Below are 26,993 nucleotides of genomic sequence, written 5' to 3'. Positions count from 1 at the left end.
CCGAAAGTGTTAGGATGTCGGACGGGTTCGACTGTGGCATGCGTCGGCACGAACTGGTCGACGAGCTGTGTGCCAGGGGCGAGGAGGGAGTCGTCGAACCGGCCTACGGCGGCGACTGCGTGACGAACGCTGCCGAGTCGGCACTCGCTCTCCTGAACCCGGCGTTCGAGCGTACCCTGCCGGACGAAGCGTTTTGCGGCGCCGAGACCGACGTCGAGACGGTGGTCTTCGTCTTGCTCGACGGGTTCGGCTACGACGAGTGGACGCGGTTCGAAACGCGCCGGACGCTCGCCCGTCGATTCGCCGAGTCGGGAGCGGTCCGTCCGCTCACGTCGATCTATCCTTCGGAGACGGCTGCGGCGTTCACGTCGATCGCTACCGGGACGAACCCCGTCGAACACGGACTCCTCGGCTGGTTCCAGTATCTGGCGCCGATCGATCGCGACGTCGTCACCTTACCGTTTACCACGCTCGACGGGACGCCCATCGACGAGGTCGACCCGTCGCTAGACGGGACGGCCCTCTTCGACGCCGACCCGCTCTCGGCCCGCGCGGTCGAGACCGACGTCTCGTTCGAGACGGTCCTCCCGGCGTCGATCGCCGACTCGCCGTACAGCCGGGCGATCTTCGACGGCGCGAGACGGACCGGCTACGAGGAACGGGAGACGTTCGCGACTCGGCTTCGCGACCGCGTCGAGGCGGCGTCCGGGCCGACGTTCGTCTTCGGCTACGAGCCGTCGATCGACGCGGTCGCCCACGAGGAAGGGTTGACGAGCCGGTCGGCCCGACAGACGATGGCGGACGTCCTCACCGGATTGCAGGCCGATCTCGTCGATGCGCTCTCGCCGTCGGCCGCCGCGGACACGCTCCTCGTCGTCTCGGCCGACCACGGCCTCGTCGACACGCCGCCCGCCGAAAACGTCGACGTGACTGAGTGGTCACACTGGGATACCCTTCAGGGCCGATTCCGTCGCGACGCGGCCGGAGGACCTCGCCGCCCGACGGGCAGTCCACGGAACACGCACTTTCACGTCGAACCCGAGGAGCTCGATGCAGCCCACGCCGAACTAGAAGACGCCGTCGACGGACGAGTGTACACGTGCGCCGAGGCCGTCGATTCGGGCCTGTTCGGCGTGGGTGAGCCCACCGAACGCTTCGAACGCCGGTGCGGTGACCTCGTCGCGATCCATCGCGAGTGCGGCCTGTGCTGGCGGGCCGACGATCGCTCGAATCGCGGGATGCACGGCGGGCTCACCCGGGCCGAGATGCTCGTTCCGTTCGCCGTGGCAACTGTCGACGCGTTGCAGAACTGACACCCATCGGTCGGTGGACAAGCCGCGAGTGGGTCGGTGAGAGCGAACTGTCCTGCCCCGTTGCGTGCCGGCGACTGCCCGTCACACTCACCCTGTACCATTTTACCCGAGAAGCCCGTTTTAGGGGCTATGGTCGTACGAACCGACGACAGCCGGGAACTCGGGCGCACGGACGTCGCGGCGCTCTTTCGCGAACTCGCGGACGAGTTCGAGCGGGGCGGCGAGACGGTGTCGATCCCTGTCGGAAACAAGACCGTTGCCTTGCGTCCGCCCGACGACGTCACGACGGAGGTCGAAGTGTTAGAACGGTCGGGGATGGTCCGCGGGGATCAGGAGCGCCTCCGGATCGACGTTCGATGGGCGCCAGCCGCGAAGGAAGAGCCACGGCCGGTCGGCGAGGCGGACGACGGCGGGACGGAACAAGAGCGTCTCGATCGACAGCCCGCGAGTGACCGGCGGGAGTCGTGATCGGCGAATGTCGTCCTGGCCGCGGACGACGCCGTTCCCGGCGGGCACCCACCGACCAGTAGCCTTTTTGGGTCGCCGGCCCGAGGTCCCGCCAATGTCCCCCGAGGCGGCCGGAGCGAGCACGCGCGCCCACCAGCCGGCGCCAACGCAGTCGCCCGGCGTTCCGAAATCGTCCGTCTGCATTCTCCTCCCGACGTTGAACGAAGCGGCGACCATCGGCGACATCGTGAGCGACTTTCGAGCGCGAGGGTACGACAACGTCCTCGTGATGGACGGTGGATCGACCGACCAGACCAGAGACATTGCCCGCGAGGCAGGCGCTCGCGTGGTCGAACAATCGGGTGAGGGAAAGGGGCAAGCGATTCGCGAAGCCATGGCGTACGTCGAGGTGGCCTACGTCCTCATGCTGGACGGCGACGGGACGTACGACCCCGCGGACGCCGAACGGATGCTCGAACCGCTCGCCGGCGGCTACGAACACGTTATCGGCGACCGATTCGCCGACATCGACCCGGACGCGATGACCCGTCTCAATCGCGTCGGCAACCGACTCATCAACCGCTCGTTCACGACGATCCACGGCGCCGAGTACGCCGACATCCTCTCGGGCTACCGGGCATTCACCGTCGACTCGTTCGAACGCTGTTCGCCGTCGGCGGACGGCTTTACGATCGAGACCGAGCTGGCCGTCGAGTGTGTCAAGCAGGGAATCGATACGACGGTCGTCCCGATCAGCTACGGCGCCCGGCCGGACGATTCGGAGACGAACTTACGCCCCGTCCGCGACGGCGGGCGGATCATCGTCTCGCTGTACTCGCTGGCCCGGACCAACAACCCGCTCTTTTTCTTCGGGAGTCTCGGGCTCGCCAGCATCGTCGTCGGCGCGACCGTCGCGCTGTTCGTCCTCACGCAGTGGCTCGTCAACGACGTCGGTCACAACATCCTCGCCCTCGTCGGCGCGGCCGCAATATTGCTCGGCGTGCAGTTGCTCATGTTCGGCGTCCTCTCCGATATGATCGTCTCGTTGCACCGCGATCAGCGCCGGCAACTCCAGCGTCTCAGTCGCGTCGAACGGACGCACTCGGCCGATCGACCCGCTCACGGGGAGCACGATCGCGACGACGAGTAAGTGAACCGACGGCGTAGTTGCCCGATCCGGCGACGCAGTTACCCAATCCGTCAACGCGGCCACCCGATCCTCCACTCAAAACGGCAAGAGACCACGAAGCCGGCCGACCAGCGACGCGCCACGATTGGCTCGATACGCCTCGAACACGGGATGCAGTCCGTTCAATAGTTCCTGCCGGGAGTCGAACGAGTTCGCGTCCACCTCGGCGAGCGCTTCCGAGAGCGACACCGTCGAACCGGCTGGGTCGTACGGGACCGGCCGGTCGCCGAGCGCACTGTCGACGGCGTCGGCCGAGGCCGGAAAGTCGAGGTCGGCGTCGCGCAATCGGGCGTCGACTGCGGCGATGCCGAATTCGATCGTTTCGGGCTCCGTATCGTCGCCTCCCTGTGGCGGCCGAACTCCCATGGTCGAAGGTAGGGGACTCCCCACAAAAAACCGCTACGCTGCGCGACGCCGGTCGACGGCGACCCGTCGGTCGGCAGACGGGGTGGATTCCGCGGCGGTCTGTGAACGCCGGTTGTCGACATCTCTTTGGGAATCCACGGCGATATCCCGCCATGACCGAGTACACGACGGTCTCGATTCCGAAGGAGCTCGCCGAACGCGTCGACGAGACGATCGAGGGAACGAGTTTTACGTCGACGAGCGATCTGGTCCGCTTCTTGCTTCGGAGCATCGTCATCCAGCACCAGCGCTCCGGCAAACTCACCGAATCCGAGTTCGAGGAGATCGCCGAACAGCTCCGCGGCCTGGGCTACCTGGAGTAAGGCGGTGGGTTCGCGGCTGGCGGCGTCGATTCAGTCCTCGAACGGCCGTTCCGGTGGTTCGGCGTCGAGTACCTTGAGCGTCAGCCGGTCGCCCGACCGATCGAAGGCACGAAGGGACGTTTCGTCGGGTTCCCACGGCGGGACGGCTACGAGAACGACCGCGCCGAGATCGTCGCGGAGCGTCACGTCCAGGACGCCGTCGGGATGCGAGACGAACCGGCCCTGCGTACTCCGGTTCGGCGTCGAGAGTTCGACGCCGAAGACGTGCGTGAGCGAGTTCCCCGGATCGGGGAGCAGATACTCGGCGAAGACGGGCTGTGCCGGGTCGAACGATTCGACGCGGTCGCCGTCGAGCTCGCCGGCCGGGACGGTCGAGATGCCGGTCGAGACCGGGTCGGGATCGTTGACACTCGCCAGTTCGAGCAACGCTTCGACCATCCCGGTCGTGATGTAGACGGTTCGCGGTCCTGAACCCGGGTCTGCGCTGGCGGTCACGAGTCGGTCACCGGAAGTTGCATGTGTGTCCATCGTCCGCGATGGCCGTAACCGTTCGGGCGTGTCAGAGATGTCCTGCAATTCGGGCGAGCCGACGAGGCGCTGATTCGGGGCGGCTCACCCGCTCCACTCCTCGAACGAGCCGTAGATTCCCTTCGAGAGGTAGCGTTCGCTGGAATCGGGAAAGACCGTGACGACGGAGTCGTGCGGGGCGTCGATCTCGCCGTCGGCGATTCGGGACGCGACGTGTCGGGCCGCGACGCTCGCCGCACCGGCGCTCGACCCGACGAGGTGGCCCTCCTCGGCGGCGAGTCGTTTGAGTTCCTCGTGTGCGCGCTCGTCCGGGATCGGGTAGACCTCGTCGACGAGTTCCGGTTCGAATAGCTCGTTCGTGTCGGTATTGTGGGTACCGATTCCCTCGATCTTGTACTCGCCTTCCGATCGATCTTCGCCGAGGAATTCGCCGTAGAGCGAGCCCTCGGGTTCGACCGCCGCGACGTAGGTGTCGGGGTTCTGTTCGCGCGCGTAGCGGGCGATTCCCATGAGCGTCCCTGCCGTTCCACAGCCGGCGACGACGGCGCCGACCTCGTCCAGCGCGTCGTAGATCTCCGGCCCGGTCGTCTCGTAGTGGGCCTCCGTGTTGAGCGGGTTCGAGAACTGCTGGGGGACGACCGCGTCGTCCAGCTCGTCGGCGAGTTCGTGGGCGCGCTCGATCGCGCCACCCATGCCGTCGTCGGTGGGCGTGTTGATGACCTCGGCACCCAGCGCCCGCATGAGTTGCTGTTTTTCGAGGCTGAATCGCTCGGGGACCACGAAAACGGCGTCGAGACCCAGCTGCTGGGCGGCGACGGCGAACCCGATCCCCGTGTTCCCAGCAGTGGGTTCGACGACGGTGCCGCCTTCGCCGACGTCGCCTCGTTCGAGCAATCGCTCTAGCATGTAGGCGCCGATTCGATCCTTGACGCTCGCGCCAGGGTTGAACGATTCGAGCTTCGCGTAGATGGAGACGTCTGCTGGCCCGGCCTGCACACAGACCAGCGGCGTGTTCCCCACGGTGTCGAGCACCGACGACAGCGCTCGATCGTGTTCGGTCATGTTCGAGGCAACGTTTGCCCCGGGTGATAGCTGTTATTATCGAGCGGAACCCACCCGGCGGTCGATCAGGCGTTCGGTTCGGACGCGGCCGTGGCGTCGGTCCCGTCTCCCGCCGTTCCATCGCCGTCGGTCTGTGCCGTCTCCGTGTCGTCCTCACCCGCCGGTTCCGTTCCATCGTCGGTCGCGACTTCGGCCAGAATCGCCTCGACGTCGAGGCCGCGGTCCTCCGCGATCGCTTCGAGGAGCGCGCGCTGTTCGGCGACGTCGGCTTCGAGATCGGTGACCGTGTCGTGGGTCTCGTCGACTTCGCCCTCCAGGTTCATGATTCGCTGCTGGAGCTGCTGGACCTGATTGTACATCTGCTCGGCCTTCTCGGAGACGAGCTGGATCTTCTTCGCCGTCGAGCCTAATCCCATACGTCCACCTGTGTGATCCAGCCAGTTGGTTCTTTCCACTCGGATTTCCGATGGTACCAGCGTTGGGTCGGTTGCGTGTCGCCGCTGAGTGACACGCCCGCATGTCCTGCGCGGATACCACTCCGTTCGGGAGTGGGAACGTCGCCGCAGTCTGGTGATCGTAGAGGCGAAAGGTCCTTAAGTCGGACCTGCCTAGGATCGCCCGGACTAGGTCGGGCAGCTAGGCCCTGCTCGTCACCCGCGATATGGCCTTTAGCGGGGACCGAACACCGCGGGCGTCCGGTCAGCCCGACCGGGGCCCCGGGAGCCAACGTGGAAGCCTCGTCCATCGGGGACAGCGGTCCGCGATGATCGTCCGCAGGGACGTCCCATCGCGGTTAGCCGGCGACAGCCCATCAGGCGCGGAAGCGAGCAGTGGACCGTCGGACACCTGTCGCTCGTCGGGTTGCGGGGTGGAGGAGGCAACCGGGATTCCCCCGGCCGGAACGCCGGGCAAGCGTGGCCGTCCGCATTCATACCGACCTTTTACGCTGTGCTCTGGCACGCTGACAGTAGCTCCGCTACTGCACAGCGTGCCGTCACTCGGTAAACGGTCGATCAAAAGCACTCCGCCTTCCTCTCCGCTCACTTCGTTCGCTCCGAGTCAGTTGTCGGCCCGCTCGCTCGGCTAGCGCCCTCGCTCACGGTAACTCCCCTATAGACGGCCTGCCCTTCCCCGTCGTCGCGCGGATCGCTGGCGCGATCACGCGCTCCGGGCCGCCACTGCCATTGTACGTGAGCACTGCCTCTCGGAAATTCTACACGCTCGATCGGTCGCCTCGTCAGGTGTCGCCGCGACCGCAACTCGATTATGGGTTCGTCGCGTGGGTTCGGGTATGATCGGTCTCTCGCTCTCGGTTCGCCAGTGTGACTGTCCGCTGAGCGCCGCGAGCGGGGCCCACGACGTGGCGTTCGTCACACCGCACTGGCACTACGACCACGGGACGGGCCGGCTCGAGATGCGAGTGCTGGCGGAAGGGGCCAGTCGGACCGACGTCGAACGGGGACTGTCCGTGGTTCGCGACCACGAGGCGGTGCTGAGCTTCGACCTACTCGCGAAGGAGGGGCCAGCGGCGCGCGCTCGGGTGACGATGGGGACGACGGACGTGATGGGGACCCTCCGCGAGAACGACGGCTATCTCACGGGCCCGTTCGAGAACGCAGGCGGCAGCGAGCGCTGGACGATCGGGTTCGACGACGAACGTGCCGCCGAGTCGACCCTCGCGGAACTGGACGAGCAACCGGACGAGTACGAGATCCGCGAGCGAACCCGACTGGACCCGGCGACGGCACTGGAGAACCTCCGGGCCGAGTCGGTCGGAACGACGGTGCTGTCGGGCGCCCGTCGGCTGACGTCGACCGAACGGGAGACGATCCATCGGGCCGTCGACGCCGGGTACTACGACGTTCCACGCGGTGTCACGCTCGGCGACCTCGCGGTCGAATTCGACATCTCCGATGCGGCAGTCTCGAAGACGCTCAGGCGGGCCGAACGGAAATTACTCGCGCCGACGGTCGCCGAACTCGCGTCCGTCGCCGACCGCGGTCGGCCGGCCGGCCCGGAGTCGGAGTGGTGACGAACTGCCGATCGCTGGTCAGTTCCGCGTTCGCCACCCGGTTAACATCCTAACGAGAGCGTCCACCGGGCTCCGGTCCCTCGATAGAGACGTGACACGCAGGTTCGTCTCCGCAATGGCGCGCGTTCGGAATGGTAACTCGCGAGTCGGTTACGCGCTGGCCCCGATGGCAGCCGCCGCGCTGTGGGGCGGCCTCTACGTCGTGAGCAAGTGGGGGTTCGACGCGGTCCCGCCGGTGACGCTCGCGTTCTGTCGGATCGCCGTCGGCGCGGCGACGCTGCTCGTCGTCGTTCGATACGCCGCCCCGAAGCGGCGATTCTCGCGGGCGGACGTCCGCGGCTTCGTCGCGCTCGGAACCGTAGTCGCGGCGTCGATCGTGACGCAGTTTCTCGGGACCGCGATGACAACGGCGAGTCAGGGGTCACTCGTTACCGTCCTCACGCCAGTGTTTACGATTCTCCTCGGCGTCTCCGTCCTGGGTGAACGACTCTCCCGCCGCCTTGGCCTCGGGATCGTGCTGGCGACGCTTGGCACCGGGATCGTCCTCTACGGCCAGCACGACGCATCGACGCTCCGCAGTGGTGGGGTAAGCGGCGTCGGCATGCTCCTGCTAGCGAGTGCGACCTGGGCGGCGTACACCGTCTGGGGAAAACCACTCGTTCAGCGGTATTCGGCACTGGAGACGGCGACCTATTCCTGCGCCGTCGCCGTCCCGATAACGGGACTTGCGGTCCCCGTCGAACTCCTCGCGACGGAGGCGTCGATCGGGCCGGTCACGCCGTCGGTCCTGGCGGCCGTCGCGTACCTCGGGGTCGGTGGGACTGCCGGCGCCTGGTATTTCTGGTACAAGGGGTTGGAAGGCGTCGACGCGAGCGTCGTCTCGGTGTTCTTCTTCACCCAGCCCGTGGTCGGCGCCGCGCTGGGAGCGACGCTCCTCGGTGAGCGACTCGGTCCCGGATTCGTCGTCGGGGCGATCGTCATGGGTGCGGGTGTCGTCCTTACGTCGGTGGGACAGCCCGATCGCCCCTCGTCGCCAGGAGCACGAACGACCGCCGAGCGGACCGAGACCGATCCGTCCGGGGACTAGCAGCAGTCTCTCGTCGGCGCGATATCTATCGATAGAAGACAGCTGTGTGACCGCGGACCCCGTGCAGTGATGCGTTCACCTCGTCCGCGAGCGTCTCCGCCAGCGTGTCGGTCTCGGTTCCGGCCCGAGCGGCGCGCAAGAACTTCACTTTCACGAGGTCGTTATCTGCCAGCTGGTCGTTCAGTTCGTCGACGACTGACTCGATGCCGTGCTTCCCGACCCAGACGGTCACGTCGAGATCGTGTGCGCGCGACGTGCGCTCTGTCTCGTCCATGACCGGACGAACGGTCGGCCGGGGTTTGAATGGCCCGTCTCGCGACGCGGCGCCGATTAGCCGTCGTGTGGCGTCACTCGTACGGATATCTGGCCTGTTCGCCACAGTCGCAGGTGACGACGACGTGTCCGTCTCGAAGTCGGACACGGGCGTTGGCGCCCGGTCGGAGGTAAGCGTCGCAAGCGTCGCAGGTGAACCGGGTAAACGATCGCGGCAGTGCGAGCCGGTTGCGTTCTGCGATTCGCCTCGCCAGCCGGACGTACGAACGGGCCCGATCGTCGTTTCCTTCGGCTGCGGCCGCGGCTGCGAGTGCTTCGAGCCGCTCTAGGCGTTCCGCAGCAATACTCACACGTACACCGCGACGGGCCACGTAAATCGGTGTTTCGTTCTCCGGGGCCGTGTGATCCCGCTGGGTCTGGGGTTGCGAGCCGAACCACAAGACTGGTAGGGTCGACACGAGTACGGGGATGGTAGTATGCAGTTCGGTTGCCATCGCCACCGTCTCTCACCGCGCACATCTCGGCCGGTAGCCGGTCGCAGGCGACGACCGGCCCGCGCGTTCGGCCGCAACTCTCCGCGCGAGCGAGTCGGACCGGGCCCCTCCTGGCCGAGTGGCCCACGTGGTCGTTCTGCGGGGGGAAATTGGCTTGATAGCCGTTCACTGGCCGGACTCTGTGAATTGTTCGCACGGCTATCTGCCTGTCGTAATGTAGTTATGGGCCGAAAGACACAACCGAGGTAAGACAGCATGACCGGAACCGGACCGCATTCGAGCGGTCGACGCTCTCGTCGGGCGTTTCTCGCGACCGTCGGGACCGGGGTTACCCTTTCGACCAGCGGTTGCACGGAACTGTTCACCGAGGTCGCGTCGTGGGGCGATCAGCTTTCGGTGACGATCACGACGGTTCCGGACGACGACGATCGCCAGAGCAATGGGATCTTCAAACACCTCGCATCGTCACTTCGGGCGGCCGGTATCGACGTCACTCCGGATCTCAGGACGACTGCCCAGTTCGAAAAGAAGGTCTTGATAGACCAAGACTTCGACATCTTTGTCGGTCGGTATCCCGGAACACCGCGACCTGACGGGCTGTACGAGCTCTTCCACTCGACGTTCGCGTACGAGCCCGGGTGGCAGAACCCCTATGGGGTGACGAACATCGATCTCGACGAGCGACTCGAACAACTCAGACACGCGACCGGAACCGACCGGACCACCGCGATCGAGTCCGTCTTCGATAGCTTCCTTGCCACGAAGCCGTTCGTCCCGGTCTGTGCGCCTGCGGCCTACTACGCCGTCAACGACGAGGAGTTCACCGGCTGGGATCGTCAGTCGTTTCGGACCCGACTCGGCTACGTCGATCTCGATCCGGCCGCCGACGTCGATCAGTTCGACGGCCTCGTCACGGATGCCCGACCGACGCAGAACCTGAATCCCCTCGCCACTCACTACCGCCATACGGGTGCAATCACTTCGCTTCTGTACGACTCGCTGGCGACCCAGTCGGGTGACGGGCTGTCTCCCTGGATGGCTCGCGACTGGGAGTGGCAGGACGGACGGCTCACGGCGACGATGCGGCCCGACCTGACGTGTCACGACGGCGAACCGCTCACTGCCGAAGACGTCGCCTTTACGTTCGAATTCCTCACCGACCTCTCGCTCGGGCGAGCGGACTCCCCGGTCCCGGCGCCCCGGTTTCGCCGGGAGACATCCGCGGTCACCTCAGCGACGGCACTCGACGACCAGACGGTCGAATGTACCGTCGACGCCTCCCGAGAGGTGGCGACGTCCGTCCTCACCGTTCCGATCCTCCCGGAGCACGTCTGGCGACCGCTCGTCGACGAACTCGACGAGGAGACGGCCTCGACGGCCACTTGGCTCCGTGAGGAACTCATGGCCGAGTCGCTCAGCCACGTTGGGAGCGGTCCATACCAGTTCGAGAGCTGGGTACAGGGGGACCAGCTCACGCTCGGTCGATTCGACGAACACTTCTCGGTCGAGGATCCGGACCTTCCGGGCGTTCCCGTCGAGTCGCTCGTCCTCAGAAACGCCTCCAACGGGTCGGTGGCGATCGAGATGGTCGACGCTGGTGACGCTTCGGCCCTCGTTACGCCGATCGAAGCCGACGTCATCGGCGAGACCCAGGAGATGGAGACGGCCACCCGAATTACCGATCCGGGGTGGGCGTATTACCAGATCGGGTTCAACACCCAGAAACACCCGTTCAGCAACCATCGATTCCGCCGGGCCGTCGCCTCCCTGATCGATCGACAGTGGCTCGCGGAGACCGTCTTCCACGGTCACGCACAACCACTCTCGGTCCCAAAAGTCGATACGTCGGCGATGGATGACTACGCGTGGGAGGGTGCCGATCCGGAGACGCCGTTCGTCGGCACCGACGGTGAGGTGGACGTCGAGGCCGCACGGGATCTGTTCCGCGAGGCGAGCTTCGAGTACAACGACTCGGACGAACTGGTGGTGGGCAACTGATGCTCGTCAGTATCCTGAGTCGGGTTACCGTCATCGTCGCGCTCTTGCTGGCGATCGCAATCTGGCAGGTTATCGGGTTCGGTACCCTCTTCCAGGCGCTTCGCAACTGGCGACCGCGTGTCCGTGCTGCGTTGCCCGTGACGCTCGCGCTCGTCCCCGTGTTGATCGTGAACAAACTCGCCAGGCAGGATCTCGTCACCATCTCCCAGGAGTACGGCTTCCGGGTCGGTGACCTCTTCTACGTCATCGAGGGCCGGTTCATTCTCGTCTTCGAGACGATCGCCTCGACACAGCTCACACAGTACTTCTCGTTCATCTACATCTACGGCTACGTGTTCTTGCTGATCTTCCCGGTCGTGATGTACTTCACGCTGCAAGACTCGACGAAATTGCGGCGTCTGCTCGGTGCGTACGCACTCAACTATACGATCGGCGTCACGCTGTACGTATTGTTCCACGCCTTTGGCCCACGACAATACTTCGGGAGCGACGTCGAGACGATGCTCTATACGTTCGAACCGTCCTATCAGCTCCTCACCAGAGAGATCAACCACTACACGAACGTGTTTCCGTCGCTTCACACGTCGCTCTCTGCGACCGTCATGATCTTCGCGATCAGGTCTCGATCGCAATTCCCCGCGTGGACCCCAGCGGCGAGCGTCCTGGCCGTGAGCGTCTGGCTCTCGACGATGTATCTGGGCATTCACTGGGCGATCGACGTCCTGGGAGGCCTGCTCCTGGCGGGGACGTGCGTCTGGCTCTCGTGTCGCTTGATCGGCCGATACGATGTCGACAGCCACCTCCAGCCCGCCTACGACCGTCTTGGCGCTGTCGCCGATCGGGTCAGAGCGACCGGTGACAGTGCTGACGAACGAAGGCACCGGTAGCGACACTCGAGTTTCGAAGCGCTGGCACGGCCATTAGTCCCCGAATTGTCGGGTGATCGTCCACACGTCGTGCTCGGGCGTAATACTGTTATAGTCAGCCCGTCGAACGGTGAACGAACTGAATGGATTCGACTACCCTCGAGTCTCCCCTCTCTCGGCGAACGGTGCTCGGGACGGCGACGGCTGGTGGCCTCCTCGGACTGTCCGGCTGTATGCGCGGACTCAGGAACCTCTTTCGCGACGACCCGGCCGACGAGTTCTCGCTCTCGGTCGCGAGCGTCAGTCCCGCCGACGACCGCCAGGCAGCCGCCGTGGCGGACCGGCTCGAGTCAGCGCTCGAGACCGCCGGCATCGACGTCGAGCGAGAGACGCTTCCGCAATCGCGCTTTCTCCGCCGGATTCTGATCGATCACGAGTTCGATCTCTTCGTCGATCGAACGCCGCGACTCGCCGATCCGTCGGCACTGTACGGACTGTTGCACACCCGGTTCGACGCGGAGTGGGGCTGGCAGAATCCCTACGGTTTCTCGAACGTCTCGTTCGATACGAATCTCGACCGACAGCGACGCCGAACGGGAGCCGCTCGCGAACGGGCCGTCGAAGACACGCTCGAATCGTTTGCCGCCAACCAACCCTTCAGTCCGCTGTGTCGGCCGACGTCGCGTCACGTCTGGAACGGTGATCGATTCGTCGGCTTCGACCGCCACCCACTCTCCGAACGGTACGCGTTCGTGGACATCGAGTCGACCGCCGCCGACGGGACGCTTCGGGCCGTCGTGACCGACGAACGCGTGACGCGTCACTTCAATCCGCTCGGAATCGGGGGTCGTCACTCACGTTCGCCGATCGACGATCTCCTCTACGACTCCCTCGCCACGACCGTCGACGGCGACGTACGCCCGTGGTTGGCCGACTCCTGGACGTGGAATGACGGCACTGCGACGCTGACACTCCGCGAGACGTCGTGGCACGACGGTGAGCCGGTTTCCGCCGAGGACGTCGCGTTCACGTACGACTTTCTGGCGGACACGTCGATGGATTCCGCCGAGGCGCCGATTCCCGCACCACTCTACCGGGGCCTGGCGACGGCGATTGCGGACGTCACCCGTCTCGATGACCACCGCGTTCGGATCACGCCTGAAGCCGGGAGGGCCGCCACAGAGCAAGCGTTCACGATCCCGATCTTGCCGGCCCATCTCTGGCGGGACCGGACCGAGTCGGCCGAGTTCGTCGACGTGGAGACGCCGAGTGGCGCGACGGTCGCCGTCGTCACGGATAACGTTCCCCCGATCGGGAGCGGCCTCTTCTCGTTCGACGACCGTGAGGAAGGCGAGCGCCTCACCCTCTCCCGAAACGGTGACCACTTCACGACGACTGCCGAGCTTCCGGAGACGCCGATCACCACGTTCGAAGTGACCGTTACGGAAGACACCGAGGCGGCGGTAGCGGCGATCGAAGACGGTGAGGCCGACCTGACGCTGTCGGCACTCGATCCCGTGATGGCGAGTTCGTACACCGCGGCGCCACCCCTGGTCACGCACGAACGCCCCAGCCAGTCGCTTTACTATATCGGGTACAACACCCGCAACGCCCCACTGTTGAACCCGAATTTCCGTCGGACGATCGCCGGTCTCCTCGACAAGCCATCGCTCGTCGAGTCGGTCTTCGCCGGTGCGGCCACACCGGTGGCGTCGCCGCTCGGCGAACCCTGGCAACCCGACTCGCTCGCATGGGACGGGGTCGACCCGGTGACGCCGTTCCTCGGCGAAGACGGCGAACTCGACGTGGACGCCGTGCGAAACGAGTTCAGGTCGATCGGCCACCGGTACGACGACGACGGAAACTTGCTCGTTCGCTCGTAACCGCTACGGCGGCTGTAGACCGTCGGTGACCGGTTTCGATCGACGCGAGAACGTGCCTGGAGCCGATCAGTACACAGCCTCGCTCACACACGTCGTTCGACGGCGAGCACTGGGTCACGATCGACCGGAAAATACCGAAACGGCTGTTCGCGTCAGTCGTCTTCGAGGGCGTCAGCGATGCGCTGGAGCTGTCGCGTCGCGTCGCGAACCTCGTCGCGGAGCTGACGGACTTCGCGGGTGAGTTCTTCGTTGCCGGCCTCGCCACCTGGGCCACCGCCGCCCGGGCCGCCCCCCATCATGCCGCCCATCATCTGTGCGAAGGGGTTGCCGCCGCCCATGCCACCGCCGCCCATGCCACCGCCGCCCATTCCGCCACCGCCGCCGCCGCCGAACGGACTCTCGGGGGCGTCGTCGCCGCCTTCCTGCTCGCGTTTCTCTCGGATCTCCTCGACGCGCTCGCGGAACGACTTTTCTTCGCCGTCGTCCTCGCCCGTTCCCTCGTCCGTCGCATCCTCGGTAGGATCGTCCGACATGCCCGCGAATTCACCTGCGGGTCGGAAAAACGTTGTCATGGCTATGGAGTGGTCGGTGGACGCGGGTCGAACTCAGTCACCGGCAAAGGCGCCGAGTGAGGACTGTCGGTCGGCCGTCGCATCGTCCGCGTCGAGTTCGTGTCCGACCAGTTCCCGGAGGTCGACCGCGTAGGTCGTTCCACGCCGTTCGAGGACGAGGAGCCGCCCCTTCAGGCCGACGACGGTACCCGTTCCCACGAGTTCGGTGACCGGCTGTGTCGAAAGCGAGAGGCCGTAGTCGAACGAGAAGCACTCGATCGGGTCGAACGTCGCGAGCACCGATTCCCAGGCCGCATCGTCGATGTCGGCGGCGAGTCCTTCGATCTTGCGCTCGATCCGGACCCGGTCGGTGAGATCGGTCGCGATCTCGGCCTCGAGCTCCCGGGCGATCCGGCCGTTTGAGACCGTGTGGATGTGGGCCGCCCGATCGGCGCCCTGTTCTCTGAGACGGGTTTCGAGTCGCTCCAGCCGGGTGACGCCGACCTTGAACGTCGTCGGGGCGAACGCGGCGAGATAGACGGCGTGGTCCGCGTAACAGTCCATCTCGTCTTTGAGACAGGTCCCCGTGCAGCGCGCACAGACCCACGTCGATGTGTGCGCGTCGCAGTACGGCGCCCCGTCGCGATCGCACGGGACGTGGTCGCCGGATTCGTAATCGATGGTCCCCGCACAGTGGCGATCACCGAGGCCGAACTCGAGGGTCGCGTCACGCTCGAGCGCCGTGCGAGAGAGGTCGCCGTCGTCACTCACAAGCAGCGAGGATCCGCGTCCCGACCGTTCGTAGCCGACGATCTGCACGCCGAACGCTACGCCGCGGGTTCCTATAGGCGTGGCGTTTAGGCCGTCCCCGCCACCCGAGGATCGGTGGCCGCCGAGGCGGTCGGTGCAGTTACCGACCCACCGCTCCGTCGCTGGTGAGTCGTGGACCGACCGTTCGACTGCGTTCTACACTGGGGAACCGTCGACCACAGATCCGCCGCGGTTCGGCCCAACTGTGGCAAAGATTTACGAACACGTACCGGAAATCCCCCGTATGACACTCGAAGGAAGGCTCGACGCGGCGTCGGCCGATGGGACCGTCCAGTTCACGCTCGCCGTCGAAAACACGGGCGACGATCCCGTCACGGCACAGTTTCGTAACGGGTGCCGGGCGGACGTGGCCGTCGTGGACGACGGGACGGAGATCTGGCGCTACACCGACGGGCGAATGTTCACACAGGTGCTCGGCAGCGAGGAGTTCGACCCGGGCGAGACCCGGACGTTCGAAGTGACGTGGGACGACCCGCAGCCGGGATCGTACACCGCCGTCGGTGAACTCACGGCGGCAAACTGTTCGTGCGAGGCGGAGACGACGCTCTCGATCTGAGGCTCGTCCGTCCTGTCCCGCCGAGAGCCGGCTGCGTGGCTCCTGGCCACTCGCGGCTCCGAGAGAGAAAGCATATGGTGCGGGCGTCCCTGAAACTGGTGAAATGGCGAACGGACGGACGGTTGGTGAGGTGCTAGAACGGGTACGTGACCGACGTCGGTCGAAGCGCTGTCCGACGTGTGATTCGACCGTGACGATTCGGGGCTTCCACGGCGAGTACCGCTGGTCGTGTCTCGCGTGTGACGCCGTCGGCTTCGGCTATCGATCCCGATCGGCGGCCCTCGAGGGGGTCCGGTCGGGGTGACCGTCGGGGTGTGAATGAGGTGATCGCCGGAGCCGGCCACGGTGCCCGGCTGGGTCCGGTCCGACCGATCGTCGGTAGCCTGGTGACTCCGATTGGCGATTCGCCGTGGCTCCCGTCGACGAGAGCGCTACAGCCGCCTTCGCGGTCAGTCGCCGGTGGAAACACCTTTCTCGGCTGGCCCGCGAGACACGCTCGATGCGGGGCACATCTACGGACGTGGAATCGTCGGCCGATCGGTCGCGCAGGCGGCTGGTCGGGTGGGGGTTGGGGATCGTCGTACTCGTAGTGGGAATCGGCCACCTCTTCGTCGTGCAATCGGTGACGGGACTGTACTGGGGGATTCCCGGCTGGTTGTGGGTTCAACTCGCCGTCCTGGGTGGGTTGCTCGCCCTGGCCTGGCTCGCGATCTCGCTGATCGCCGGTGGGGACGCGTCCGCGGCGTCGACGCCGATGGATGGTAACTCGTCCGGGTCGGTTGGTACCTCGCCCGAGTCGGACGGTGGCTCGTCCACGACGGGTGGTGACGCGTGACGGCGTCGATCGCGCAGGTGACCTTCGCCGGCTACCTCGCCCTGATGCTGGTGATCGGCGTCTACGCCGGCCGGTTTACCGAGCGAACGCCCGCCGATTTCTACGTCGCGGGCCGGACGGTCGGCCCGCTCGCACTCGCGCTGACGCTCGTCGCGACCGTCCTGAGTGCGTTCACCGTCTTCGGCATCGGTGCGCGGACGGTCGGGACCGGGCTCGGCGCGTTCTCGTTTCTCGGCCTCGCGGCCGTCTTCTACACGTTCGTCTTCGCGTCGGTCGGCGTGACGCTCTATCGCATCGGTCGGGAACGTGACGTACTCACGCCCGCGGAGTACGTCAGGGACCGATACGAGAGTCCGGCCCTGGGCATCGTCTACCTCGCCGTCACGGGCATCTTCATGATCGCGATGCTGGCTGGCCAGCTCATCGGCGGGGGTGTCGCCCTCGATACGCTGGTCGACATTCCGTACACGGCCGCTATTCTGGTCATGGCCGCGTTCATGATCGTCTACGTCCATCTGGCTGGTTACCGCGGCGTCGTCTGGTCCGACGTCGTCCAGTCGACGGTCCTCTTCGTCGTCCTGGCCGGCGTCGTCGGCTACGTGATGATCGGCCTCGACAGCGCGTCCATCGCGGCCGAGGCGGCGACGGTCGAACCGTCGCTCTTCACTCTCCCTGGCCCGGATGGGACCTGGACACCGCTCGCGATCGCGACCGCCGCCCTCGCCTTCACGGTCGGCGTCCCTGGCTACCCGCACACGATACAGCGGTACTTCTCGGCCGCCGACGAGACGACGCTGCGCCGGTCGGGCGTGCTGTTCGCGCTGGTTGCGATCCCCATCTATCTCTTCGGGACGCTGCTGGGTGCGTGGGCGCTGGGGGTCGTCTCGGTCCCGGATCCGACCACCCACGTGATCCCGGTGTTCATCGAGGCGATCTCGTCCCCGGTCGTGTTCGGGATCGCGATGGCAGCGGCGACGGCGGCGATCATGTCGACGGCCGACTCGGTCGCACTCACGATGAGTTCGATGCTTAGCCGGGACGTCTACCGGGTCGTCGTCGAGCCGGCCGCGAGCGACGAGCGCGAGGTGGCGGTGACGCAGGGGTTCCTGATCGCCACCGTGGTCCTGTCGGTCCTGCTCGCCCTCGCCCAACCGGCGGGGATCTTCGACCTGATCGCGTTCGCCGTCGTCGGCTTCGCGACGACGACCGCCCCCGTCTTCCTCGGTGCCTACTGGCGTGGTGCGACGGTCGCCGGTGGCGTCGCGTCGCTCGTGCTCGGGCCGGGCGTGACGATCCTGTTCTTCCTCGAGGTCATCCCACCGGTCTACACCTTCGGGATGCACTACGGGTTCGTCGGCGTCCTCGTCGCCTACGGTATCTTCGTCGGGGTGAGCGTACTCACCGCGACGCCCGGTGCTCGCTCGATTAGCGCCTACAGCCGATCGATCGTCCTCGATCGAGAGTGATCGTGCGGTTGGCCGCCCGACTGTGTGGCCGGACTCGGCAACACTTTCCGGAAGGCCGGACGTCTCCGAATCGGTGCTGATGGGCCGTGCGGTCCGGTCCGCGCCCGTCCGTCCGACATTTCGCTCTCGCCGGCGTCAGCGCCCGCGGTGAATCCGGACCCCACTGACAGCACTATTTGACTGGCTTCCGTAGGACCGACTGCATGACGGACCACGATACGACCGCACTCGTGACGGCGGACTGGGTCGAGGATCACCTCGATGACTTTCAGTCGGACGATCCCGCGTACCGACTGCTCGAAGTCAACAACCCGACGGTAACGGCGGATTCGGACTACACACCCTACGAGGAGGGCCTCATTCCGGGGGCGACATTCTTCGACTGGGACGAGGACCTGAGCGATCCGGTCCAGCGAGACCTCCTGGAGAAGGAGGCGTTCGAGGAACTGAACGCCCAGGCGGGGATCACCGAGGACTCGACGGTCGTCATCTACGGCGGCGGGCGCGTCCCCAATTGGTTCGCGCTCTTCGCCTACTGGGAGTACAAGTACTACGGCCACGACGACGTTCGCGTGATCGACGGGGGCAAGCCCTACTGGGTCGCAAACGACTATCCGCTGACCACGGACGTCCCCGAGTTCTCGCCCCAGGAGTACACTGCGTCCGGCCCGTTCGAGGACATCCGCGCCTACCGGGACGACGTCGAGCAGGCGGTCGACACTGGCGTCCCGCTGGTCGACGTTCGCTCGCCCGAGGAGTTCACCGGTGAGGTCATCGCGCCGGAGGGCCTGCAGGAGACGGCCCAGCGCGGCGGGCACATTCCCGGCGCGCAGAACGTCCCCACGACCTCGGTGCTGAACGAGGACGGTACGTTCAAAGACCCCGACGAACTGCGCGAACTCTACCGAGACGTCGGAATCGAGGACGACCAGGAGGTCGTCACCTACTGCCGCGTCGGCGAGCGCTCGTCGATCGAGTGGTACGTCCTTGCCGAACTGCTCGGGTTCGACGACGTGCAGAACTACGACGGATCCTGGACGGAGTGGGGGAACATCATCCGGGCTCCGATCGAGACCGGCGAGGCGGAGTGACGCCCAGTCGGGTCCGGTGAGTGGCCAGCCTCGCCGATCGGCTGGCCAACGTTCGATCGTGTGCCGTGTGCGCACGACACGGTAATGTTTCGAGCCGAAAGGGGTATACCGGTCCCTGACCAACCAGTCAGTCAGTGACTGACGACGCACGCGACGCGATCATGCAGGCGACGTACGAGGCGCTCTGTGCGGAGGGCTACAGTGACCTCACCGCCCAGCGGATCGCCGATCGGACCGAGATGAGCAAGGGGTCGCTGTTCTACCACTACGACTCCGTCGACGACTTGCTCGCATCGTTCATCGAGTATCTGCTCGCCGGCTACGGGCACCGTGCCGAGGCGCTCGACGGCTTCCCACCGGAGGAGCGCCTCGCCGCGTACGTCGAGTGGTGGTTCGACATCTCGACGGCCGAGGGAACCGGCCATCACACGGCGATGCTGGAACTGCGCGCGCAGGCACCGTACAACGAACTGTTCCAGGAGAAGTTACGGGAGAGCGACGAGGCGTTACGCGACACGCTGGTCGATATCTTGACGACGGGTATCGAGACCGGCGCGTTCGTCGATCACGACCCGTCGACCGCGGCCGACTTCCTCCTGGGCGCGTTCGTCGGGGCGCGGGTACGTCACTTCACGCTGGGGCGAGCAACTTACAGCGAACACGCCTACGTGGCGACCAGGGAGTACATCGAGACCGAAATCCTGGCACCGGAGACGACGTATCCCGACGAACCGGCGGTTACGTTTCCGCCGGACGAACGGTTCGCGGATACCGGTGACGAACAAGATGCTCCGGATGGCGCTGGACAGGACGATCGTACCGAGGCCGCGACGGCCGACGCGGCAAGTGAGCACGAGGACGCCGAATGAGCTCGGAGACGGACCGGTCAGTCAACGTCACCGACGGCGACCTGTTCAAGCCCCTGATGGTGCTGTCGGCGCCCATCGTCGGCTCGCAGGTGCTGAACGTCGGCTACAACATGGCCGACACGTTCTGGGTCGGCCGGCTCGGCGGCGACGCCATCGCGGCGCTGTCGTACTCCTGGGCGGTCGTCTTCTTGATGATCAGCGTCGGCGGCGGACTCACCGTCGCGGGGACGGTGCTCATCGCTCAAAACAAAGGTGCGGGCAAGACGGCTCGCGCGAGTCACATCGCCGGCCAGACACTCGCGTTCGTGACGGTCGTCGCGCTGGCGTTCGCCACGGTGGGCTACCTCCTGACACCGTGGCTCATGCAGATGGTGGGTGCGGATCCGGGCGGCGACGCCTACGCCTTCGCGGTCGGCTACACCCGGATCATGTTCGTCGGGATCGCCTTCATGTTCTGGTTTTTCATCTTCGACGCGCTCTCGCGCGGCTGGGGCGACACCCGAACGCCGCTGTACCTGATGGCGATCAGCGTGGCCCTGAACGTCGTGATCGACCCCGTCTTGATCCTCGGATTCGACGGCAACCCGCTGTTCGCCTGGCTCGGGCTGACCGATCTCGAGTCGTCGCTGTACGCCGCGACGGGCTTCACCGGCTGGGGCGTCGACGGTGCGGCGATCGCGACGATCTTCTCGCGGGCAGTCGCGGCGGTCATCGGCTTGTTCTTGCTCTTTTCGGGGCGCGTCGGGCTCGATCCGTCGCTGTCCGATCTGTGGCTCGAACGCGAGACCGTCCGGAAAATCCTCGATATCGGCGCGCCGACCGCCACCGAGCAGGGCTTTCGGGCGTTCGGCATCACCGTTCTGACGGCGATCATCGCTCTCGCCGGGACCGAGGCGGTCGCCGCGTACGGGATCGTCACGCGACTGTCCTCGTTGCTGTTCATGCCAGCATTGGGGCTCGCTCGCGGCACAGAGACTGTCGTCGGGCAGAACCTCGGAGCCGATCAGGTCGACCGGGCGAAGCGAGCCGTCAAGTTGAGTTCGGTGGTCATCGTCAGTGTCTTCGTCGTGGTCATCGCGATCGCCTATCCCTACGCCGAGGCCATCGCAGGCGTCTTCATCACGCCCGACGCCGAGAACGCGGACGTGGTGATCGAGTACGCCGCCGCCTACGTCTTCATCGCCGGCCCGTCGTACGTCTTCCTCGGCGTCTTCCAGATCCTCCTGGGCGGACTCCGTGGGAGCGGGTCGACGAAGGCCGCGATGGTCCTCTCCGTCCAGGAGCTGTGGGTCTGGCGGATCCCGATCGCGATCGTCGCCGTCGTCGCCTTCGAGATGGGCGTCGTCGGCGTCTGGTACGCCGTCGCCATTTCGTTCGTCGCCTCGGCGATCGTCACGGGACTGTGGTTCCTCCGTGGGACCTGGACGGACAACGTCGTCACGGACGACGTGGCGACGCCCGTCGCAGGAGATTGATTGCTTCGGCTGCTGATCCGTTCCCACCCTACCACGCTGTCAGCGCCCGCGGGCCGTGGAGCCAGACGAGGACGGCGAGGAAGGTCCCTGCGCCGGTCAGCGCGAACGCGCTGCCGACGTAGAAGACGGAGGCCATACTCACTTCGTACATGAGCCAGCCGCCGAGCAGCGGGGCGATCACGCTGCCCGGGCGCCAGACGAGTTCGCGGATGCCGAAACTGGAGGCGACGCCGCCGTCCTCGGTGCCTTCGTCGGCGAACAGCGCCATACTCGCGGGTTCGCGGAAACTGTCCGCGACGCCGAGGAGGGCGGAGAGGCAGACGAGCGGGACGAACGCCGGCGAGACGTCGCCGAAGATCACTACCTCTCCCGGGAGTCCAAGTGCCGCGCCGATCGCCGGCGAAAACGGGACGATCAGCGCCACGAGGCCGTAGGCGGCTCCGCCGGCGAAGACGAACAGTGCGCGCCCGTGGCTATCCGAGAGGCGCCCCGTAAACGGTTGACAGCACATGTTGGTGAACTTCTCGCTCGTTACGGTGAGCGCGACGGCCAGTCCGCCCCCGTATCCGAGTCCACCCTGCGCCGCGGCGACGCCGGCGAAGATCGGGATCCACGTTCGGACGAGCGTCACCGCGAACGCGTACTGAAGACGGAAGGTCGAGAGGGTGACGATTCGGCGGTTGACCGCGAGGTCGCTGAACGGAAACCCCTCGATGCGGGTTTCGTCGGGCTCGAGGAAGTGATAGACCACGAGCCAGGCGAGGCCCATGATGACGACGATGATCGCGAAGACGGGGCCGAACCCGACGGCATCGTAGATCCCGCCGGCACTCATACCACCGACGATGGAGGCCGCGAAGCTCGCCGCGTTGGCCTTCCCGATGTGGTTTCCCCGCGTCTCGGCCGAAGCGAGCTGGCCGACCAGTGAGAGGGTCATGAGGCCGGCTCCGGTGACGGCGATCCCCTGCAGGGCCCGTACCGCGATGAACGACGCGCTGGAATCGACGAATGGGAACGCGGCGTAGACCAGGACGCCGGCACCGAGGACGGCGAGCAGGACGGATCGCTTGTCGAATCGATCACCGCCCCAGGCCAGCGGGATCACCGCGACCGTTTGTGCGAGGGTGAACCCGGTCGTGTAGAGGCCGACGACGAGTCCGGCGCTGATCGTGAGGCCCAGCACGGAGACCCCCGACGGGTCGAGCTGGTTGATGTACGCCGGTAGTAACGTGATCAGCGTGATGAAGCCGAAGCCCTCGGCGAACCTGGCGAGATACAGTGCGCGGAACTGGGTGCTGGACTCGGCCACGCTGGGTGGTTCGACCGATCCGGCGTATATGTTTCGAACCGTAACGAATTGTCGATACCGCACCGTCAGACATCCGTCTGCCGAACCTTTTTGAGGAATTACCACCGACTATAGCCCGGCCGCAACGCCCCAGGTTCGCATCCCATTCCCGTGTCCCCCCTCGGGCGTCGGCCCTTTTCACACGGCGAGCGCAGAGCCACTTCCGCTGGCTTCGACACACCCGCTCGCCTTCGATACGCCTGTCGGTTCGCTGTCCGACTCTCGATCAGCGCCAGCCGTCCGTCGGCGTCCGATTCGTTCGAGCAGGCGACCGACGGCACGAGGCTTCCGTCACTGGGGACCTACGGGCCTCATGGACGATTCCGGAGCCGAAGCCGTTCGCCAGTTCTACGCGTGTGAAACCTGTGGCCTGGTGTACGCCAGATTGGAAGCACCACAGACCTGCCGGCTGTGTGAGACCGCGCTGTTCGTCGCCGTCTGCCCGGCGCCGGTCGACCCGTGACTCCTCACTCGCCGACGCGTTTCTCCATGACGATCTCGTCGTAGTCGCGCTCGTCTAACGGATACTCGTCGGTTCGTTCGTATCCTCGCTCGCGATAGAAGTCCGGAAGGAACGGATGCGCTGGCGGTGTCGTCAGCCAGATCGTGTCCGCGTTTCCGGCGTCGACGGCTGCCTCAGCCGCCGCCAGCAGTTTCGATCCAACGCCCTGCGCTTTCCAGTCGGCGTGAACACCGAGTCGACTCACCTTGACACGATCCGGTGCGGTCGCTTCGAGTCGGACGCCTCCGACAACTGTGTCTTCCACCGTCGCAACGATGACGCCGTTCTCGTCGATCCACGCGCCGAGCATCGCCGGCGTCACCGACTCGGCTTTCGCCGGGAAGCCGAGTTCGCGGTTCCGCGCGTACGCACTCCGGTACACGGCCGCGAGCCGGTCCGCATCGTCCGGCCGCGCCTGCCGAATCCGGACACTCGCCTCACGAACGCCCGTCTCGTCCCGATCGGTCGGTTCCGTGTCTTCGTCCCCACCTGTCTCGGCGGGTGGGTCAGCACGCGCTGGATCGCCGGGTGCCTCGTGCTCGTCGGCCGTCGGGTCGGCCTGGTCGCTCGTCGTCTCCTCGGTGTGAGTACGATCTGTGACGTCTTCGGTGTCGGTCGCCTCGTCGCGATGGCTGTCTTCGGACACGCTCCCGCCGCGTCGGTTCTCATCGCGTTCGGCGCCTGCATTCGGTCTCCCTTCGTCGTGACCAGTGGTCGCTTCGCCCGTCCCGGCTTGGGATGCCTGTCCGGCTGGGGCGGGCCCATCGGCGATAGCCCTGTCTGTCGTGACTGACCCGTCTTCCTCGGCGTGCGTGGGAGACGGTGTGTGATCCGGCGGGGTGTCGGAGTCCTCGCCACCAGCGCCAGATTCGGTATCGACGGTCGCCGACTCGGGTTCGTCGGTTCCCTGGGTGTCGTCGGACTCCTCATCTCGATCGCCGGCAGTCCTGTCGTCCTGGCTGTCGTCAGCCCGTTCGTCCTGCTTCTCGTCCGCCTCGTCGGTCTGGTTTTCCTCGTCCGCAGCATCCCGACGGAACCGGTGGGTGAACCCGTCCAGGACCTCCCAGAGGTGTTCGTCGTCGACGATCTCCCAGCCGTGGTCGGCGAGGCATTCGCCGTGTCCGTCGTCCACGGTAAATCGCCACGTCACAGCACCGCTGGCGCGTTCTTCCTCGTCCGGCGGTGTCTCTTCGCGCACGGCCGTCAGGACGAGACCGTCCTCCCGCCGGAGGGTGACCGCCTCGTCTCCCAGCTCCTCCAGATCCCAGGTCATTGGATGGTCATTCTTACTCACCATTGAAAACGGTCGCGGTGAATTTGTTGTCAGGGTCGCCGACCAGTTGATCGATCGTCGTTCGATGTGCCCGTCCGAACCGGCCCAGTAATCGGACCGTCGTCACCGGCTGTCTCCGACTGTGGCCACCTCGCCACGTTCAGACGTGCTCGTCGAGGAAGCCGACGATGCGCTCGAACTGCTCGATGCGGTTCTCACGGGAGGTGGTGTGGTGACCCTCGTCGGGGAAGATGCAGGTTTCGACAGGGATCCCCTGTGATTCGACGGCGTCGGCGATCTGTCGCGCTTCGTCGACCGGGACGCGTGGGTCGTTCTCGCCGTGCTGGACGAAGAGCGGACACTCGATCCGATCGACCGCGTGGATCGGTGAGATGGATTCGAGGAACTCCCGATCCGCTTCGAGCGAGCCGTACTCGGCTTCGCGGTGGGAGCGACGGTAGTCGCCGGTGTTCTCGAGGAAGGTGATCCAGTTGGCGATGCCGACGAAGTCGACGGCGGCCGCCCAGTGCTCGGGGTACTCGGTGATACATGAAAGGACCATGAACCCGCCATAGGAGCGGCCGTAGCAGACGATCCGGTCGGGATCGATCGCCGGGTGGTCGGTGAGCCAGTCGACAGCGGCGTCGATATCCCGGACCGAGTCCAGCCGCTTTTCGACGTCGTCGAGCGCGGCGTAGGTCGTGCCGTAGCCCGTCGAGCCGCGGACGTTTGGCTCGAAGAGCGCATAGCCGGCGTCGAGGAAGTACTGCCGGATCGGCCGGTTGCGCCAGGATGGGCGACGCTGGGCGCTCGGTCCGCCGTGGATGTCGACGATGACGGGCGTCTCGCCGGGGTCGTAGTCGTCGGGGAGTGTGAGGAACGCGGGAATTTCCCTTCCAACGCGAGACCCCATCTCGCGAGCAGACGGGCGTTGCCCGTCGACGTCGAACGTCTCGTACCGGATCAGTTCGGGTTCGTGGTACCGATCGAGCGTGACGCCGCCGGGCGAGGGCGTCGTCCACTGCGTGGCCTCGGGTCCGGCGACGCCGCCGTCGGCGAGGTCGATCTCGAAGATCGAGTAGTTCAGGTTCGTCGCCGAGACCGTCATCGCGGCGCGTTCGCCGTCGGCGCCGATCGTCAGTTCGGAGACGACGCCGGCGGGGTGGTCGACCGGGACGGCGGCCACGTCGGTCGCGCTGGCCAGTCGGCCGGCGGCCGTCACGGAGTAGCCTTCGACGTTCCACGTGTAGACGAGTCGGCCCGAGTCGGCGTCGAGGGCGAATCCGTCGATGCTCCAGTCGCGGTCGTGCGCGGCGGCCGTGACGGTGTCGTCGTCCGGGAGGGCGGCGTCGCCAGCCGCGGCGGCCTCGAGAATGTCGTCGTCACTTCCGACGACGGTCGCGATGTCGCCGCCCGCTTCGTCGATGCGGACGAGCTCCATCGTGTCGGCGTTCGCATCGCTCAGGCAGTAGACGTCGTCGCTCGGGCCGAACGTCGCGTGTGTGTATCGAACGTCGCCGTCGTGGGGCGTAACGTGGTCGCGCTCGCCCGTCTCGACGTCGACGACGAAGAGGTCCGTGTCCGCACTGGAATTCGCGGTACTCACGAGCAGTCGTTCCCCGTCCGGGCTCCAGTCGTCGATCCTGTAGAACCCCTCGCCCTCGCAGACGAGTCGTGGCTCCGGGCCGTCGGCCGCAGTCTCCTCGTCGGCTCCCGTTTTCTCCGGCTCGATGTCGTCGACGTCCATCACGTAGACGTCGAAGGCGGCGCTGTCTCGTCGATTCGCGGTGAAGGCGATCTTTTCGCCCGCGGGGCCCCAGCCGCCCCACAGGTGGATCGCGTCGGGTCGGTCGGTCAGGCGGGTAACCTCGTTCGTCTCGGGATCGAGCGCGAAGAGTTGATCGTGTTCGTCGGCGCCGCTGTCTTTTCCGAACGCGATCGTTCCGCCGTCGGGCGACCAGTCTGCGACGGAAACCCGGTCCTCGTAGAACGTTCGCTGGGTTGGCCAGACATCCGGTTCCTCGCTCGTCCAGACCTGCATCGTCCCGGTCGTGTCGGCGAGGAAGGCGAGGCGGCCGTCGGGCGCGACGGTCGGGGCCTTCGTCTCCCGCGCGGAGAGATAGTCTCGAAGCTCGCGTGGCATGGATCGAGTGGCGGACCGGGGCCTGTTTACCCTTTGGGTCTCGGCACCGTCTCACCCTGGCGTCTCTCCAGATACGTGAGGCAGTTCACCGGCGGAACCTGGCGGGCAACAGGGAATCCAACGGAGCCGACGATGGAAGCGCGTCTCCGTCTG

Annotated in this window: 28 protein-coding genes and 1 other RNA gene; 18 read left to right on the top strand and 11 right to left on the bottom strand. The window is 66.0% G+C overall.

The window, feature by feature from the left end; all coding sequences use genetic code 11:
• Positions 1-38 precede the first annotated feature (38 nt).
• From C479_RS04305 to aglJ, 3 genes are all read left to right on the top strand, one after another.
• A complete protein-coding gene (locus C479_RS04305) occupies positions 39-1,313 on the top strand; it encodes an alkaline phosphatase family protein (RefSeq protein WP_152415800.1) in 1,275 nt (424 codons plus the stop codon).
• 129 nt (positions 1,314-1,442) lie between these two features.
• A complete protein-coding gene (locus C479_RS04300; RefSeq protein WP_007698396.1) occupies positions 1,443-1,781 on the top strand; it encodes an amphi-Trp domain-containing protein in 339 nt (112 codons plus the stop codon).
• A 94-nt stretch (positions 1,782-1,875) separates the two neighbouring features.
• Complete coding sequence (aglJ, locus tag C479_RS04295) at positions 1,876-2,910, top strand: S-layer glycoprotein N-glycosyltransferase AglJ (protein WP_007698393.1); 1,035 nt, start codon at positions 1,876-1,878, stop codon at positions 2,908-2,910.
• A 75-nt stretch (positions 2,911-2,985) separates the two neighbouring features.
• Here the strand turns inward: aglJ and C479_RS04290 are convergent, their stop codons facing one another.
• Positions 2,986-3,315: a DUF5789 family protein gene (locus C479_RS04290; protein WP_007698391.1), complete on the bottom strand. Its 330-nt coding sequence runs from the start codon at positions 3,313-3,315 to the stop codon at positions 2,986-2,988.
• A gap of 152 nt (positions 3,316-3,467) precedes the next feature.
• Here C479_RS04290 and C479_RS04285 point away from each other — a divergent pair, with 152 nt between their 5' ends.
• Positions 3,468-3,677, top strand: coding sequence for a ribbon-helix-helix domain-containing protein (locus tag C479_RS04285; protein WP_007698383.1), 210 nt, complete (start codon positions 3,468-3,470; stop codon positions 3,675-3,677).
• Positions 3,678-3,707: 30 nt separating this feature from the next.
• Here the strand turns inward: C479_RS04285 and C479_RS04280 are convergent, their stop codons facing one another.
• The 3 genes from C479_RS04280 to C479_RS04270 all read right to left on the bottom strand — a co-directional run bounded on the left by C479_RS04280 (position 3,708) and on the right by C479_RS04270 (position 5,683).
• Positions 3,708-4,115 (bottom strand): hypothetical protein, encoded by a 408-nt coding sequence (locus tag C479_RS04280; protein ID WP_049907083.1) that lies wholly within the window; start codon positions 4,113-4,115, stop codon positions 3,708-3,710.
• 174 nt (positions 4,116-4,289) lie between these two features.
• Entirely contained in the window at positions 4,290-5,267 is a 978-nt protein-coding gene (locus C479_RS04275; RefSeq protein ID WP_007698378.1) for a PLP-dependent cysteine synthase family protein, read from the bottom strand.
• Between the two features lie 65 nt (positions 5,268-5,332).
• Positions 5,333-5,683, bottom strand: a complete 351-nt coding sequence (locus tag C479_RS04270; protein WP_007698376.1) for a DUF5798 family protein — start codon at positions 5,681-5,683, stop codon at positions 5,333-5,335.
• A 200-nt stretch (positions 5,684-5,883) separates the two neighbouring features.
• Between C479_RS04270 and ffs the strand changes: the two genes are divergently transcribed.
• The 3 genes from ffs (at position 5,884) to C479_RS04260 (ending at position 8,386) form a co-directional block, all read left to right on the top strand.
• Positions 5,884-6,195: signal recognition particle sRNA (gene ffs, locus C479_RS15750), an RNA gene on the top strand.
• Between the two features lie 363 nt (positions 6,196-6,558).
• A complete protein-coding gene (locus C479_RS04265; RefSeq protein WP_007698374.1) occupies positions 6,559-7,299 on the top strand; it encodes a helix-turn-helix domain-containing protein in 741 nt (246 codons plus the stop codon).
• A 115-nt stretch (positions 7,300-7,414) separates the two neighbouring features.
• Entirely contained in the window at positions 7,415-8,386 is a 972-nt protein-coding gene (locus C479_RS04260; protein ID WP_007698373.1) for a DMT family transporter, read from the top strand.
• Positions 8,387-8,411: 25 nt separating this feature from the next.
• Here the strand turns inward: C479_RS04260 and C479_RS04255 are convergent, their stop codons facing one another.
• On the bottom strand, positions 8,412-8,660 hold the full coding sequence (locus tag C479_RS04255) for a YhbY family RNA-binding protein (protein WP_007698370.1): 249 nt from the start codon (positions 8,658-8,660) through the stop codon (positions 8,412-8,414).
• Positions 8,661-8,733: 73 nt separating this feature from the next.
• Complete coding sequence (locus C479_RS04250) at positions 8,734-9,009, bottom strand: ribonuclease P protein component 4 (RefSeq protein WP_007698367.1); 276 nt, start codon at positions 9,007-9,009, stop codon at positions 8,734-8,736.
• 399 nt (positions 9,010-9,408) lie between these two features.
• On the opposite strand from C479_RS04250, the gene C479_RS04245 reads away from it, so the two are divergent.
• The 3 genes from C479_RS04245 to C479_RS04235 all read left to right on the top strand — a co-directional run bounded on the left by C479_RS04245 (position 9,409) and on the right by C479_RS04235 (position 13,900).
• Positions 9,409-11,151, top strand: coding sequence for an ABC transporter substrate-binding protein (locus C479_RS04245; protein ID WP_007698366.1), 1,743 nt, complete (start codon positions 9,409-9,411; stop codon positions 11,149-11,151).
• On the top strand, positions 11,151-12,038 hold the full coding sequence (locus tag C479_RS04240) for a phosphatase PAP2 family protein (protein WP_007698365.1): 888 nt from the start codon (positions 11,151-11,153) through the stop codon (positions 12,036-12,038). The genes C479_RS04245 and C479_RS04240 overlap by 1 nt, the downstream gene beginning before the upstream one ends.
• Positions 12,039-12,160: 122 nt before the next feature.
• On the top strand, positions 12,161-13,900 hold the full coding sequence (locus tag C479_RS04235; RefSeq protein ID WP_007698364.1) for an ABC transporter substrate-binding protein: 1,740 nt from the start codon (positions 12,161-12,163) through the stop codon (positions 13,898-13,900).
• Positions 13,901-14,052: 152 nt separating this feature from the next.
• On the opposite strand, the gene C479_RS04230 is transcribed toward C479_RS04235, so the two are convergent.
• A complete protein-coding gene (locus tag C479_RS04230; RefSeq protein ID WP_007698362.1) occupies positions 14,053-14,433 on the bottom strand; it encodes a hypothetical protein in 381 nt (126 codons plus the stop codon).
• A 72-nt stretch (positions 14,434-14,505) separates the two neighbouring features.
• Positions 14,506-15,270 (bottom strand): DUF2797 domain-containing protein, encoded by a 765-nt coding sequence (locus tag C479_RS04225; RefSeq protein WP_007698359.1) that lies wholly within the window; start codon positions 15,268-15,270, stop codon positions 14,506-14,508.
• A gap of 235 nt (positions 15,271-15,505) precedes the next feature.
• On the opposite strand from C479_RS04225, the gene C479_RS04220 reads away from it, so the two are divergent.
• The 7 genes from C479_RS04220 (at position 15,506) to C479_RS04190 (ending at position 21,574) form a co-directional block, all read left to right on the top strand.
• Positions 15,506-15,838 (top strand): BsuPI-related putative proteinase inhibitor, encoded by a 333-nt coding sequence (locus tag C479_RS04220; protein WP_049907082.1) that lies wholly within the window; start codon positions 15,506-15,508, stop codon positions 15,836-15,838.
• Positions 15,839-15,941: 103 nt separating this feature from the next.
• On the top strand, positions 15,942-16,142 hold the full coding sequence (locus tag C479_RS04215) for a hypothetical protein (RefSeq protein ID WP_007698353.1): 201 nt from the start codon (positions 15,942-15,944) through the stop codon (positions 16,140-16,142).
• A gap of 195 nt (positions 16,143-16,337) precedes the next feature.
• On the top strand, positions 16,338-16,673 hold the full coding sequence (locus tag C479_RS04210; RefSeq protein WP_049907081.1) for a hypothetical protein: 336 nt from the start codon (positions 16,338-16,340) through the stop codon (positions 16,671-16,673).
• Positions 16,670-18,139 carry a sodium:solute symporter family protein gene (locus tag C479_RS04205; RefSeq protein ID WP_007698348.1) on the top strand — a complete coding sequence of 490 codons (1,470 nt, stop codon included), beginning with the start codon at positions 16,670-16,672 and terminating at the stop codon, positions 18,137-18,139. The genes C479_RS04210 and C479_RS04205 overlap by 4 nt, the downstream gene beginning before the upstream one ends.
• A 203-nt stretch (positions 18,140-18,342) precedes the next feature.
• Positions 18,343-19,230: a sulfurtransferase gene (locus tag C479_RS04200; RefSeq protein WP_007698345.1), complete on the top strand. Its 888-nt coding sequence runs from the start codon at positions 18,343-18,345 to the stop codon at positions 19,228-19,230.
• 134 nt (positions 19,231-19,364) lie between these two features.
• On the top strand, positions 19,365-20,099 hold the full coding sequence (locus C479_RS04195) for a TetR/AcrR family transcriptional regulator (RefSeq protein ID WP_007698342.1): 735 nt from the start codon (positions 19,365-19,367) through the stop codon (positions 20,097-20,099).
• Entirely contained in the window at positions 20,096-21,574 is a 1,479-nt protein-coding gene (locus tag C479_RS04190; protein WP_007698339.1) for an MATE family efflux transporter, read from the top strand. Before C479_RS04195 ends, C479_RS04190 begins: the two co-directional genes overlap by 4 nt.
• Positions 21,575-21,602: 28 nt before the next feature.
• Here C479_RS04190 and C479_RS04185 read toward each other — a convergent pair whose 3' ends face one another.
• Positions 21,603-22,883, bottom strand: coding sequence for an MFS transporter (locus C479_RS04185; RefSeq protein ID WP_152415799.1), 1,281 nt, complete (start codon positions 22,881-22,883; stop codon positions 21,603-21,605).
• Positions 22,884-23,235: 352 nt separating this feature from the next.
• On the opposite strand from C479_RS04185, the gene C479_RS16210 reads away from it, so the two are divergent.
• Positions 23,236-23,385 carry a hypothetical protein gene (locus tag C479_RS16210; protein ID WP_161607159.1) on the top strand — a complete coding sequence of 50 codons (150 nt, stop codon included), beginning with the start codon at positions 23,236-23,238 and terminating at the stop codon, positions 23,383-23,385.
• A 4-nt stretch (positions 23,386-23,389) separates the two neighbouring features.
• On the opposite strand, the gene C479_RS16630 is transcribed toward C479_RS16210, so the two are convergent.
• Together C479_RS16630 and C479_RS04175 are read right to left on the bottom strand one after the other, a co-directional pair.
• The gene (locus C479_RS16630) at positions 23,390-24,697 is read right to left on the bottom strand and encodes a GNAT family N-acetyltransferase (protein ID WP_007698332.1); all 1,308 of its coding nucleotides are present in this window, start codon (positions 24,695-24,697) and stop codon (positions 23,390-23,392) included.
• Between the two features lie 160 nt (positions 24,698-24,857).
• Positions 24,858-26,840 carry a S9 family peptidase gene (locus C479_RS04175; protein WP_007698328.1) on the bottom strand — a complete coding sequence of 661 codons (1,983 nt, stop codon included), beginning with the start codon at positions 26,838-26,840 and terminating at the stop codon, positions 24,858-24,860.
• Positions 26,841-26,993 lie beyond the last annotated feature (153 nt).

Origin of the sequence: Halovivax asiaticus JCM 14624 (assembly GCF_000337515.1) — an archaeon.
Classification (GTDB): domain Archaea; phylum Halobacteriota; class Halobacteria; order Halobacteriales; family Natrialbaceae; genus Halovivax; species Halovivax asiaticus.
The sequence above is the reverse complement of the archived record's forward strand: the minus strand, read 5'-3'. Positions and strand labels throughout refer to the sequence as shown.